This window comes from Billgrantia campisalis, assembly GCF_022341425.1.
GTDB classification, from domain to species: Bacteria; Pseudomonadota; Gammaproteobacteria; order Pseudomonadales; family Halomonadaceae; genus Halomonas; species Halomonas campisalis.
Map to the genome: position 1 here is coordinate 40,018 of NZ_JABFUC010000001.1, position 12,099 is coordinate 52,116.

11 protein-coding genes are annotated in these 12,099 nt (G+C 67.6%); 2 read left to right on the plus strand and 9 right to left on the minus strand.

What is annotated here, in order from left to right; all coding sequences use genetic code 11:
* Positions 1 to 19: 19 nt before the first annotated feature.
* Positions 20 to 712 (minus strand): OmpA/MotB family protein, encoded by a 693-nt coding sequence (locus tag HOP52_RS00150; protein WP_238974727.1) that lies wholly within the window; start codon positions 710 to 712, stop codon positions 20 to 22.
* The gene (locus HOP52_RS00155; protein WP_238974729.1) at positions 705 to 1,520 is read right to left on the minus strand and encodes a motility protein A; all 816 of its coding nucleotides are present in this window, start codon (positions 1,518 to 1,520) and stop codon (positions 705 to 707) included. The genes HOP52_RS00150 and HOP52_RS00155 overlap by 8 nt, the downstream gene beginning before the upstream one ends.
* A gap of 153 nt (positions 1,521 to 1,673) precedes the next feature.
* Here HOP52_RS00155 and HOP52_RS00160 point away from each other — a divergent pair, with 153 nt between their 5' ends.
* Both HOP52_RS00160 and HOP52_RS00165 read left to right on the plus strand, forming a co-directional pair.
* Positions 1,674 to 2,468: an EAL domain-containing protein gene (locus HOP52_RS00160; RefSeq protein WP_238974731.1), complete on the plus strand. Its 795-nt coding sequence runs from the start codon at positions 1,674 to 1,676 to the stop codon at positions 2,466 to 2,468.
* 131 nt (positions 2,469 to 2,599) lie between these two features.
* Positions 2,600 to 3,802 (plus strand): EAL and HDOD domain-containing protein, encoded by a 1,203-nt coding sequence (locus tag HOP52_RS00165; RefSeq protein ID WP_238974733.1) that lies wholly within the window; start codon positions 2,600 to 2,602, stop codon positions 3,800 to 3,802.
* 60 nt (positions 3,803 to 3,862) lie between these two features.
* Here the strand turns inward: HOP52_RS00165 and HOP52_RS00170 are convergent, their stop codons facing one another.
* From HOP52_RS00170 to cheZ, 7 genes are all read right to left on the minus strand, one after another.
* Positions 3,863 to 4,567 carry an RNA polymerase sigma factor FliA gene (locus tag HOP52_RS00170; RefSeq protein ID WP_238974735.1) on the minus strand — a complete coding sequence of 235 codons (705 nt, stop codon included), beginning with the start codon at positions 4,565 to 4,567 and terminating at the stop codon, positions 3,863 to 3,865.
* A gap of 18 nt (positions 4,568 to 4,585) precedes the next feature.
* Positions 4,586 to 5,035 carry a flagellar protein FlhE gene (locus tag HOP52_RS00175; protein ID WP_238974737.1) on the minus strand — a complete coding sequence of 150 codons (450 nt, stop codon included), beginning with the start codon at positions 5,033 to 5,035 and terminating at the stop codon, positions 4,586 to 4,588.
* Positions 5,032 to 5,613, minus strand: a complete 582-nt coding sequence (locus HOP52_RS00180; RefSeq protein WP_238974739.1) for a hypothetical protein — start codon at positions 5,611 to 5,613, stop codon at positions 5,032 to 5,034. The genes HOP52_RS00175 and HOP52_RS00180 overlap by 4 nt, the downstream gene beginning before the upstream one ends.
* Positions 5,614 to 5,619: 6 nt before the next feature.
* The gene (gene flhF / locus HOP52_RS00185) at positions 5,620 to 7,917 is read right to left on the minus strand and encodes a flagellar biosynthesis GTPase FlhF (RefSeq protein ID WP_238974740.1); all 2,298 of its coding nucleotides are present in this window, start codon (positions 7,915 to 7,917) and stop codon (positions 5,620 to 5,622) included.
* A gap of 40 nt (positions 7,918 to 7,957) precedes the next feature.
* On the minus strand, positions 7,958 to 10,045 hold the full coding sequence (gene flhA, locus HOP52_RS00190; RefSeq protein ID WP_238974742.1) for a flagellar biosynthesis protein FlhA: 2,088 nt from the start codon (positions 10,043 to 10,045) through the stop codon (positions 7,958 to 7,960).
* A complete protein-coding gene (gene flhB, locus HOP52_RS00195; RefSeq protein ID WP_238974744.1) occupies positions 10,042 to 11,223 on the minus strand; it encodes a flagellar biosynthesis protein FlhB in 1,182 nt (393 codons plus the stop codon). Before flhB ends, flhA begins: the two co-directional genes overlap by 4 nt.
* Positions 11,224 to 11,370: 147 nt before the next feature.
* Positions 11,371 to 12,063, minus strand: a complete 693-nt coding sequence (gene cheZ, locus HOP52_RS00200) for a protein phosphatase CheZ (RefSeq protein WP_238975397.1) — start codon at positions 12,061 to 12,063, stop codon at positions 11,371 to 11,373.
* Positions 12,064 to 12,099: the final 36 nt, after the last annotated feature.

The window sequence follows — 12,099 nt, forward strand, 5'->3', positions numbered from 1 at the left end:
ATCCTTCCTTTTTCCCCAGCTAAAGCGCACCGACGCCCTTGCGCAGCAACAGTTCCACGCGACGGTTGGCGGCACGCCCCTCTGCCGTCTCGTTGCTCTCCAGCGGCCGGGTGTCGGCATAACCCACCGCGCGCATCCGTTTGGCCTCGACGCCCACCTCGTCGAGATGGCGCAGCACGGCGATGGCGCGCGCCGAGGAGAGCTCCCAATTGGAGGGAAAGCGCGCAGTGGATATGGGGATACTGTCGGTGTGGCCTTCCACGGAGATCTCGCCGTCGAAGGCGTCGAGCACCTCGCGCAGGCTGGCCACGACCTCCCGGCCCTGGACGGTGAGCTCCGCCTGGCCGCTGGCGAACAGCAGATTGTCGTCGATGCGCAGGGTGATCCCCTGCTGCCCCTGATCGACGCTGACCCCCTCGATATCGAGCCCGGAGAAGCGCGGCTGGAGCCCGTCATGGCGCGGCTGCAGCCCCGGCGACAGTCGCCCGGCCACCACCAGTGCCGCCACCCGGGCCTCCGGGGTGATCTGCTGATCGGCTTGCCCCCCATACTGGCTCCCCTGGGTCGCCATGCCGTTACCCATCATCGACAGCAGCAGCACGAACAGGGTAATCAGTAGGGTCAGCACGTCCAGGTAGCTCATCAGCCAGCCCTCGCCGTCACCGTCGCCGGTCATCGGCTGCAGGGTGTCGCGGGTCGAGCGGTCAAGCATTCTGCCCGGCCTCGTCGGAGCCGCGGCGCCCGGCGGACGGATCCCTAATCTCGTCGTGGTAGTTGGCCACGAAGGAGTTCAGGGTCTCCTCGATGAAGGAGGGCAGGCGCCGCTTGGTGATCAGGGAGATGCCCTCGAGCACCATGTTCATGGCGATCAGGCGCTCCTCGGTGCGCCGCTCCAGCTTCACCGCAATCGGCTTGAATACCAGGTTGGCCAGCAAGATGCCGTAGAAGGTGGTGAGCAGCGCCACCGCCATGCGCGGGCCGATGACGTGCAGATCCCCGGCCTCCATCACCTCCAGCATGTTCACCAGCCCCACCAGGGTGCCGATCATGCCGAAGGCCGGCGCATAGGTCGCCATGGTGCGGAAGATCTGCGCCTCGGCGTGCTCACGCGCCTTGAGCCGGGCAATGCGCCAGCGCAGCAGATCGAAGATCTCCTGCTCCTTGGTGTTGGCGATCACCAGCTGGATGCCGGTGCGCAGGAAGGGGTTGCGCGTTTTCTCCAGCGCCTCCTCAACCGCCCTGACATCGCCCTTGAACCACAGCCGCGACATATCGACCAGCTCCTTGATATCGTCGCGGGTATAGGTGTTCTCACGGCGAAAGACCAGGCCCACCAGGCGCACCACGCGCAGCACCTCCCTGAGCGGGTAGCTGATGAAGGTGGCCGCCATGGTACCGGCCAGCACGATGGCAAGCCCGGGCAAGTTCATGAAACTCTGGGGCGACTCGGCGGTAAAGAAAAGCACGCTGACCAGCAGGACAATGCTCGCCAACATGCCGATAATCGTTGATGGGTTCATCTAGGGCTCCTAACTGCGGGGCGTCGAGTCTTGATCCATGTCATCGGCCGCGACGACCGAAACTTGAGGCTTGGTCGATGCCCGGCCTCAAGTGTTGGCGTAAACGGCCGACAACAAGAGAACAGCAATGTCTCCAGCGTACAAGGAGCCGACATGCGCCAATGCGCTGAAGTGAAGGGCAAATGTGCCCGTTGTGATGGTGCACTGCCGTTCGAGTTCACCATGGCCTTCCAGCCGATCGTCGAGCTGACCTCGGCTCGGGTAACCACCCACGAAGCCCTGGTGCGCGGCCCCACCGGCGAGTCGGCCGTCAGCATCCTGTCGCAGGTCACGCCCGAGCTGCTCTACCGCTTCGATCAGGCCTGCCGGGTGAGGGCCATCGAGCTGGCCAGCCGGCTGGGCATGCGGGAAGACCTGTCGATCAACTTCCTGCCCAACGCCGTCTACGAACCCATGGCCTGCATCCAGGCCACCCTGGCGATATCCGAGCAGGTGGGCTGGCCCACCCAGCGCCTAGTGTTCGAGATCACCGAGACCGAGAAGGTGCAGGATCAGGGCCACCTGCAGCGCATCATCGAGACCTACCGCGAGATGGGCTTTGCCACAGCGCTTGACGACTTCGGCAACGGCTACGCCAACCTGGACCTGCTCACCGAGCTTCGCCCCGACCGCCTCAAGCTGGACCGCGTCCTGATCATGGGCTGCGACAGTGACCCCCGCCGCCAGGCGATCCTGCGCGCCCTCGCCGATCTCGGCCGCGCGCTTGCCATCGACATGGTCGCCGAAGGCGTCGAGACCCGGGAGGAGGCACTGTGGCTGGGGCGCAACGGCCTGACCCACCAGCAAGGCTTCTACTATGCCCGCCCCCAGCTCGAAGCCCTCGCCACCGGCCTGTCACCCCGGCTGGAAGCGCTGCGCGAAGCCCTCGACGAGCCCGGTACGCCCTGACCCGGGCAACGAGCCGCGCCATTGACGGGCGCAATAGCATTCAACGCTGCACGGTGGGGACGCCGTGGCCTGCATCCCGTATCATGTGAACGATTCTGGTCACGTGCGCACCAGCAGAAAGGCAGACAGGCATGACAGAGCAGCTGGAGATCGACCCTTGCACCATCGCCCTTCATCCCATCCACGATGCCGACCATCGGCACGTGGCGGACCGGGTCGCATATCGCCAGCAGGATGATCCGGAAAGTGACGATACCATGGCGGCCGCAGCACGCGCCCTGGCCAGCGCCGTCTATGAGCTTGGCGATGCCGGCCTGCTGGGCAACCGCACGCTGTTCGCCACCCTGCCAAGTGAATGGCTGGATCGCCCGGAGCTGCTGCCCACCCCGGCCCCGCGCATGGCACTCGGCGTCGCCGACGCCGAGCGGGTCGATGACACCCTGCTCGCCCGGCTGGACGAGATCCGCGAGCGCGGCTACCGGGTCGTAGTCCCCGCCAGCCTGCTCAACCAGGATGTCGAGGCGCTGCTGCCGCGCACCGATATCGTGACGCTGGCCTCCACCGACGCGCTCGCTGCCGATCTCCTGGCGCAGCTACCCCAGCGCAAGATCAAGCTGCTGGTGGAAAACATCCGCACCCCCGAAGAGCTGGCGCGCTACCGCCAAATGGGCTGCCACTTCTACAATGGCGACTATCTGGCCCGCCCCAGCTTCATCGCCGCCCGGCCGCGCGGCCGGCACGGCAACCGGGCTGCACAGATTCGCCTGATTCGCGCCCTCTACGACGACGACACCGACCTGCAAACGCTGCAGGAACTGGTCGTACAGATGCCACACCTTCACGTGGCCATACTGCGGCGCGCCAACTCGAGCTATTTCAACCGCGGCGGCAAGGAGGTCGACCTGTCCCGCGGCATGCAGGTACTCGGCCAGATCGAGCTGCGCCGCCTGATCCTGACCCTGACCCTGGCCAGCCTGCAGCCCTCCTCGCGGATCGTACTGCGCATGGCGCTGCAGCGCGCCTTCATGTGCCGCAACCTGTCGGCGCCTTTCGCCGAGCTCGACCCCGAGGACGCCTTCACCACCGGGCTCTTCTCGCTGATGGACGCCCTGCTCGAGCAGGACCGCGACACCCTCTTCGAGCAGCTGCCGCTAAGCCAGCCGATCCTGCGCGCGCTGAGACACCGCGAAGGGGCTCTGGGGGCGGTACTGCAGCTCTGCGAGGACCATGAGCGCCAGCTGGAAGCCTCCGACTCGCAGACGCCGTCCGACCGGCTGCACCAGTGCTACCTGGACGCCCTGGACAGCACGCGCTCGCTGATGGGGCATCTGTGAGGCGTCATCCCCGGCACCCTGGCGCCGCCCTCCCGGCCGATCGTTTCCAGCCTGCCGACCTCAGTCGCGGTTGGCGAGGCGCGCCCGCAGCCGGCTGACCGCCTGGCTATGCAGCTGACAGACCCGGGACTCGGTCACGCCCAGCACGGCGCCAATCTCCTTGAGGTTGAGCTCCTCCTGGTAGTAGAGCGCCATCAGCAGCTTCTCCCGTTCTGGCAGCGCCTCGATGCCTGCCACCAGCTGCTGCCGCTTCTGCTGATCGATGAGCTGATTGAAGGGCGTATCGACAGCGGCATCGTCCACCCCCGGCTCCACCCCTTCCTCGAGCAGCGCCTCGAAGGGCAGCAGGTGTCCGCTGTTGGTATCGTTGAGCAGCTGCCGATAGTCCTCTAGATCCATGTCCAGTTCGGCGGCGATCTCGGTCTCTTCGGCGGGACGCCCCAGCTGCTGCTCTAGCCGGCGCACGGTTTCATCCACCGCCCTGGCGTTGCGGCGCACGCTGCGCGGCAACCAGTCCCGGCTGCGCAGCTCATCGAGCATGGCGCCACGAATGCGCTGGCTGGCGAAGGTGGCAAAGCTGGCCCCCTGGGCCGCATCATAGCGCCCCATCGCCTCGAGCAGCCCGACCATGCCGGCCTGGATCAAGTCATCCAGCTCGATGCTCGCCGGCAACCTAACCTGCAGCGTGAGCGCCTGACGCCTTACCAGCGGCAGGTACTCGTTGAGCAGATCGCCCTGATCTATCTTGCCTCGTGCTGTGTACATGCTGTCATCTCGCGGCCGTCACTCCCGCCCGGGCGGGGTCGTACGGTTCATGTCTGGCGGCTCATGGTTCACGATCACTTGTAGCCCCTGCAGCGTCAGTGCACGCTGGCGCTGATCGCGCAGCGCAAAGCGAAAATGCAGCGGCGCATCGGCCGGCAGCCCGGCAAGCGCCTCGGTCTGGCCCCGCGGCCCGGACAGGGCAACGCAGTGTCCCGGGTGGCAAAGCCAAGCCTGCACCTCGCCGCCCGGCGGCAGTCGGTACTGCCAGCTCACCCGGCCGATCCACTGCCCCTGGGCCAGCGCCGGCGAAGACGTCGTGAGCGGCGCCGAGTGTGCCGGCCGATCCACCATGGCTACCCGGACCGAGGGCGCCGTGGCCACCCAGCTTCCCGCCGCCTGAACCTGGGCGACCAGCAGCACCGCGCTCAGCGCCAGCCCAAGCCCGATTCCTGCACGACAGCGACTCATCGCGCCAGCACCAGCAGGTCGATACCCAGGTAGCGATCCGCCGCGCAGCGCAGGTTCTCGAGCAGCCCTTCCGGCCCCACGTCCGGCGGGTGGACCGCCAGCAGCCGCTGCGGACCGCCCTGCTCGGCCACCTGCTTGAGCACCCGATAGGCCCGCCGAAACGCCTCGGCGTCACTGTCGACCCAAAGCGCCCAGCGCGACTGCTGGCCGGCCAACACCGGCAGGTGTGGGCTATCGGCCGCCAGTGCCACCACCCGCCAGGCACGGGGATCGCCCACCCAGCGGCGCCCCTCGTCGGCCCACACCTGCAGCAGCTCGCTCACCCGCCGAGTATGGCGCTCGGCACTGCCCGGCAGGCCCACCACCATCAGGGTGGCCGCCGAGTCCGGGGACCTTGCTGCATGGCGCGGCCTCCCGGCACTGGCCGTGGGGGCCGGCTGCCGAGCCGGCGAGCCGCCGGGGGCATCGCGCGATGCCAGTGCAAGCAGCGCCTCGGCGACGTGCTGTGGACACTGCTCCGCCGACGACGCCTGCCCCGAGGCGGACGCCCACTGACGCAAGCCCGCTGCCTGATCCATGCCCATCTACTCCGTCTCCCGCTCACCAAGCCCCAGGTGGCGAATCGCATCGCGCACCAGGAACAGTTGTACCAGCGCCTCGAGCAGCGCCACGTCGCGCCGCCGGCGACGCCCTCCGCTCAGCCCCAACAGCTCGGCCCTGAGGTCCATGGCCGCATCGTCGTCGGCCAGGTCCAGGTGCGCGGCCACCGCGGCGAGTCCGCCGGCCATCAGCAGGCGGGCATCCGGGCGCAGTTCGCCCAGTTCCCGCGGGTCGAGCTGCTGCCAGGCCCGGCGCGTCAGCGGCGCCAGGGCATCGCCCTGCAGCTGCGAGAGCAGCAGCGGCGCGGGCTCCTGGCCTAGCCGTCCCGGGGTCACCCAGTAGCGGCTGGCCAGCGACCTGCCGCTCTCGGCGTCGCGCAGGGAGCCGAACCAGGCCTGAACCGGCATCAGCTCGGCATCGCGGCGATTGCCCTTGGGGGTCAGTGCCACCGGCAGGGTGGAAAGCGCCAGCCGGGCCGCCCCCCCCCGGAAGCGACAGCCCACTTCATCCAGCGGCTCGGCCAACTCGGCCAGTGCCGACAGCGTCTGACGCTCACCGGCATGGTCGACCCGCTGGCTGCCGCGCACCAGGCTCGACCAGGTCAGTTGACGCTGTTCCAGCCAGCGACTCGCCTCGGCGTCCGGCAGGCCCACCAGCAGGTGCACGCTGACCCCTAGCCGATAGAAGACGTCCTCCAGCCGGGCCTGCTGGCCGGCCACCTGGCGGTGCTGCAGCAGCGGCAGGGCCAGCCAGTGGCCGTCGGGGTTAAGCGCCAGGTCGGGCATCGACCAGCGCTCCCCCTTGACCCGGCGGCGATCCCCCCACAGCATGCCCAGCGCCTGCCCATGAGCCGGGTAGGCGGCAAGCAGCGTCTCGAGCCGCGTCTGCTGAACCGAGGGCGGCAGCCCCAGTAGGTCCCACACCGCTTCGAACTCTCGAAAACCGTCGAGACGCTGGCGCAGCGACTGCAGGAGCGTCGCCAGCCGGCGCCCCTGGCCGAGTAGGCTGCGCGAGCGACCGACGGGCTCGCTGGCCGGCCCGGGCGGGGTATCCGTCGTTGGCACGCGACTCTCCAGGGCCTGACGGATCAGCGCGTCCGGGTCGGCCACCGACATGTCCTCCGGCACCCGCTGGCCATGGGAGACGAACAGCAGGCGCAGACCGTGGCGCATGATGATACCCAGCACCGGGCCAAGCCGCCCCGCCTCGTCCTGCTTGGTGATCACGCAGTCCGTCAACTCTGCCCCGGCGGCCTGGGCCGCCTGACGATAGCGGACCACCACCTCTTCCAGGGTCTCGGCCTGGCTGGCCGCGTTGAGCGCCAGCACCAGCCGCACCGGCGAGGCGCCACCGCGCAGGTGCGCCACCTGTTCGATGACCCGCTGGTCACGCTGGCTCATGCCCACGGTGTCGATGATCACCCAGGACTTGCCCTGCATGCGCGTCAGCAGGTCGGAGACCGGCTGGTCGGCGTTGAGGGCGTACATCGGCACGTCGAGCAGTCGCGCATAGATGCGCAGCTGCTCATGGGCGCCGATACGAAAGCTGTCGGTGGTCACCAGCGCCACCGGCCGGGTGCCATGACGGCGCACGTAGCGGGCGGCCAGCTTGGCGGTGGTGGTGGTCTTGCCCACCCCGGTAGGGCCGATCAGGGCGACGATGCCGGTGCGGTCCATGAAGGCCGCCTCGTCGTCCGGGCCCTGCAGCCGCATCAACAGCTGGCGGTGCAGCCAGGCCATGGTCGGTTCGTCCACGCTGCCCGGCCCGGCCAGCTCCTCGGGCAGCGCCGCCACTACCTCCTGGGCCAGGTCGAGGCGAAAGCCGGCCTCCAGCAGCACCCGCTGCAGCTGCTCGCGCCGCCCGCCGGCGTCGGGCTCCCGCTTGGCCTGCTCGCGGGCCAGCAGGCTGCGCATATCGCGCATCTCCTCGAGCAGTTGCGCACTCATCGACTCGAAGCCGCCGGGCGCGGCAGCAGGCGTCGGCTCGGTGCCGTAAGGGGCCGGTTGCGGACGTGCCGGTTGCGGACGTGCCGGTTCCGGACGTGCCGGTTCCGGACGTTCGGGTTGCGGGCGTGTCGGCGCCGGCGGGGCGGCAGGCGTTGCGACGGGCGCCTGGCGGCCCGGCCTGGACTCGGCCGCCGCGGCATCCACCGCCGACTCCACCATGGCCAGGATCTCGACCCCCTCGTCGATCCGCCGGTTGGCCAGGATCAGGGCGTCGTCACCCAGCGCCTCACGCACCTGGCGCATGGCATCCCGGCTGTTGGCTGCTACGAAACGCATGACGCTCATCGCTTATCGACCTCCCAGCTGTGTCGAGCTATCACGTCTGACGACCTCCCACCAGGGTCGTGACGCGCAGTGTCCGGTCATCGGGAATTTCCGCCTGGGACATCACCACCAGGTGGCGCAGCCGCCGGCGCAGGAAGCGCGACAGCAGCGGGCGCAGGCTGTGCTGTACCACCAGCACCGGCGGCTCGCCGCTTGCCTCATGACGTGCCAGCGCCTGCTCCGCCTGGGTCATCAGGGTCTCGGCCAGACCCGGCTCCAGGGCGCCGTTACCGCTCATGGCCTGCATCAGCACCTGCTCGAGCTGTGCCTCCAGGCCCATCACGTGCAGGGTATCCTGTCCCGGGAACCACTGCTGAGTGATCGCCCGGCCAAGGCTGACGCGCACCAGCGCGGTGAGTTCGTTGGGATCCTGTTGCTGGGGCGCGTACTCGGCCAGGGTATCGAGGATGGTGCGCATGTCGCGAATCGAGACATCCTCGTCGAGCAGATTCTGCAGGATGCGCTGCAGTGCGGTCAGGCTGACCAGCTTGGGCACCACGTCCTCGACCAGCGACTTCTGCTCCTCGCCCAGCTTGTCGAGCAGCTTCTGCACCTCGGCACGCCCCAGCATCTCGGGCGCATGGCGATGCAGCAGGTGATTGAGGTGGGTGGCCACCACGGTACCGGCATCCACCACCGTGTAGCCGTAGACCTGGGCGTGCTCTCGCTGGCTGCCGTCGATCCACACCGCCGGCAGGCCGAAGGCCGGATCTTCGGTGGGCGTGCCCTGCAGCTGGCCGGTCACCTGGCCGGGGTCGATGGCCAGCCACTGCCCCGGAAAAGCCTCGGCGCGGCCGATCTCGGCCCCCTTGAGGGTGATCACATAGGTGTTGGCACCCAGCTCCAGGTTGTCGCGAATATGCACCACCGGCGGCAAGAAGCCCACTTCCTGGGCAAACTTCTTGCGCACGCTCTTGATGCGGCCAAGCAGCTCCCCCTGCTGGCGCTGGTCGACCAGCGGAATCAGCCGATGCCCCACCTCCAGGCCCAGGGTATCCACCAGCTGGACATCGTCCCAGCTGGCTTCCGGCGCCTCCGGGGCCGGTGGTGGCTCGGCGGCGATCTCCTCGGCCACCAGCTGCTGTTCCTTCTGGCGCATCAGCGCCCAGGCCAGGCCGGCGAGCAGCCCGGTGAAGAGCAGGAACACCAGATTGGGCATCCCCGGCACCATGCCCAGCATGCCCATCACCAGCGCTGCCAGGATCATCACCTGGGGATTGACGAACAGCTGGCTGATCATCTGCTGGCCGACATCCTGGTCGGTGTTGACCCGGGACACAGTGACACCGGCCGCAGTGGAGATCACCAGGGCGGGAATCTGCGCCACCAGGCCGTCACCGATGGTCATCAGCGTATAGGTGCGGGCGGCATCGCCGAAGTCCATGCCGTGCTGCAGCATACCGATCAGCAGCCCGCCGATCACGTTGACCACCATGATCACCAGACCGGCCATGGCATCGCCGCGCACGAACTTGCTGGCACCGTCCATGGAGCCGTAGAAATCGGCCTCTTGGGCCACCTCGGCGCGCCGCTTGCGCGCATCGTCTTCGCCGATCAGGCCGGCATTGAGGTCGGCGTCGATGGCCATCTGCTTGCCGGGCATGGCGTCGAGCATGAAGCGCGCGCCCACCTCGGCGATGCGCCCGGCGCCCTTGGTGATGACCATGAAGTTGATGATCACCAGGATCAGGAAGACCACCAGGCCCACAGCGAAGTTGCCGCCGACCAGGAACTGGCCGAAGGCCTCGATGACCTTGCCGGCCGAGTCCCCCCCGGCGTGACCCTCCATCAGGATCACCCGGGTCGAGGCCACGTTGAGCGACAGCCGCAGCAGGGTGGTGAACAGCAGCACCGCGGGGAAGGCGGCAAAATCCAGCGGCTTCTGGGTGAACATGCTGACCAGCAGCACCATCACCGCCAGCGCGATATTGAAGGTGAACAGCATGTCCAGCGCAAAGGGGGGCAGCGGCAGGATCATCATGGCCAGGATCATCAGGATCAGGACCGGCCCTGCCAGCAGCTTCATGCGCGCGTCGCCCATCCAGTCGGCGCGTCCCAGGAAATGGCTGAGCGATTTCATTGGCGTGCCCCGCTCGCGTCATCCCCGCCGGCGACGTTTGGGTCGCCGGGCGCCGCCATGGAAGGCGGTACCGTCAGATTCTCGGGCGTTGGTGGCACCTCTCCCCCCTCTTGCGTCACATGCTTGAGACGGAAGGCCCAGGCCAGCACCTCCGCCACTGCGGTATAGAGTTCCAGCGGAATCTCGGCATCGAGATCCACATGATGATACAGGGCCCGGGCCAGAGGAGCGGCCTCCAGCAGCGGCACCTGCGACTCGCGGCCCAGCTCGCGAATGCGCCCGGCCACGGCATCGGCACCCTTAGCCACCACCCGGGGGGCGGTCATGCCCGCCTCATCGTACTTCAACGCCACGGCGTAGTGGGTGGGGTTGGTAATGATCACGTCCGCCTCGGGGACCTGGCTCATCATGCGCCCCCGCGACATGGCCTGCTGCTGCTGGCGGATCCGCGCCTTGAGATGAGGATCCCCCTCCGACTCCTTGTGTTCACGCTTGACCTCCTCCTTGGTCATGCGCAGCTTCTTGGCGTGGCTCCACAGCTGGTAGGGCACGTCGATCAGGATCACCACGACCAGCGTCAGCACCATCAGCCCACAGGCCTGGGCAGCCAGCATCAGCGCGCGAGCCAGCGCCTGGGTGGTCGGCTGGTCGAGCAGCGACAGGTATTCGCCGCGATTGAAGTAAAGAAACGACATCCCTACCCCGCCCACCAGAAACGACTTGGCAATGGCCTTGGCCAGCTCCGCCAGCGCCTGCACGCCGAAGATGCGCTTGAGCCCCTTCATGGGGTTGAGCTTGGAGAGCTGCGGCTTGAGCGACTTGGCCGAGATCAGCCAGCCCCCCAGCAGCGCCGGCGCCACCAGGGCAATCAGCGCCAGCAGCAGAAACAGCGGCAGCATGGTCAGCAGGGTACGCTCGGCAAGCTCCAGCACATTGCTGAGCATCGGCCCCGTCTCGAAGGCCTGATTCCGCTCGAACAGGAAGGCCTGTTCCATGACCAGCCCCAGCTGGTCGTAGAGCATGCCGCCCATGGCCCAGAAACCCACCACGCCACCCAGCAGCAGCATGAAGGTGGTCAACTCCCGGGATCGCGCTACCTGCCCCTCCTCCCGGGACTTCTGCAAGCGTCGTGGCGTGGCCTCTTCGGTCTTTTCCTGATCACTGCTTTCGTCGGCCATGGCCAGCTACCGGGCATTCGTGTGCACAATGGCCATTGTGGGGGCAAGCGGGAAGGGGTAATACGCCAAAAAGCGCCGATGATCGTGGCCTTATCGACCATGACCGACGGCGCTAACGCTGAGTCGAGCAAGAAACTGGGGCGGGAGCTAGAAGCCTAGCTGGTCGAGCAGATCATCCACCTGATCCTGGTTGGCCACGGTGTCGGCCCCTTCCGGCTTGATCTGGGGGCCATTGAGCAGGCCCTCTTCACGGCGCCGGGCGTCGTTCTCCCACTGGTCATTGGCCTTGCGCTGCATGTTTTCACGCCCCTGCTCATCCGGAACGTTGTCGATCAGCACCTGCACCAGTTGATGCTCGATCTCGCGGATCACATCCATCATCTTCTTGATCACCTGGCCGGTCAGGTCCTGAAAGTCCTGGGCCATCATGATCTCGAGCAGTTCCTTCTGGGTGGCCTGGGTCTTTTCCGGCACGTCCCCCAGGTAGGCGCGGGTCTCGGTCACCAGTTCGCGCGCCTGATCGAGCTCCATGGGCTCGGCAAACCACGCCGCCCAACGCTTGTCCAGCGCCTCGGCGCGCTCGCTCAGGGCATCCTGAAGCGGCTGGGCCCGGTCGATGGCGTTCAGCGCCCGGTCGGCCGCCTGCTCCGTCATGGTCGCCACATAGCTGAGCCTGTCCCGGGCGTCGGGAATGGCGTCGGCCGCCTTTTCGATCTCCTTGTCCAGCCCCAGCTCACGCATGCTCTCCCTCAGCATGCGCGTCAGCTGGCCGATGCGCTGCACCAGATCCTCGCCGCCGCCGGACTGCTGGGCCTCGTCTGGCTGCTCATTTGCGCTCATCATGTCCTCTCCTGTTTACCGGCGGGCCGGGCCCGT

Coding starts and splice junctions, on each gene's coding strand:
- HOP52_RS00165 (WP_238974733.1), top strand. CDS start 2,600: ATGACAGAGCAGCTGGAGATCGACCCTTGCACCATCGCCCTTCATCCC.
- HOP52_RS00175 (WP_238974737.1), bottom strand. CDS start 5,035: ATGAGTCGCTGTCGTGCAGGAATCGGGCTTGGGCTGGCGCTGAGCGCG.
- flhF (WP_238974740.1), bottom strand. CDS start 7,917: ATGCGTTTCGTAGCAGCCAACAGCCGGGATGCCATGCGCCAGGTGCGT.
- HOP52_RS00155 (WP_238974729.1), bottom strand. CDS start 1,520: ATGAACCCATCAACGATTATCGGCATGTTGGCGAGCATTGTCCTGCTG.
- HOP52_RS00150 (WP_238974727.1), bottom strand. CDS start 712: ATGCTTGACCGCTCGACCCGCGACACCCTGCAGCCGATGACCGGCGAC.
- flhA (WP_238974742.1), bottom strand. CDS start 10,045: ATGAAATCGCTCAGCCATTTCCTGGGACGCGCCGACTGGATGGGCGAC.
- HOP52_RS00160 (WP_238974731.1), top strand. CDS start 1,674: ATGCGCCAATGCGCTGAAGTGAAGGGCAAATGTGCCCGTTGTGATGGT.
- cheZ (WP_238975397.1), bottom strand. CDS start 12,063: ATGAGCGCAAATGAGCAGCCAGACGAGGCCCAGCAGTCCGGCGGCGGC.
- HOP52_RS00180 (WP_238974739.1), bottom strand. CDS start 5,613: ATGGATCAGGCAGCGGGCTTGCGTCAGTGGGCGTCCGCCTCGGGGCAG.
- HOP52_RS00170 (WP_238974735.1), bottom strand. CDS start 4,567: ATGTACACAGCACGAGGCAAGATAGATCAGGGCGATCTGCTCAACGAG.
- flhB (WP_238974744.1), bottom strand. CDS start 11,223: ATGGCCGACGAAAGCAGTGATCAGGAAAAGACCGAAGAGGCCACGCCA.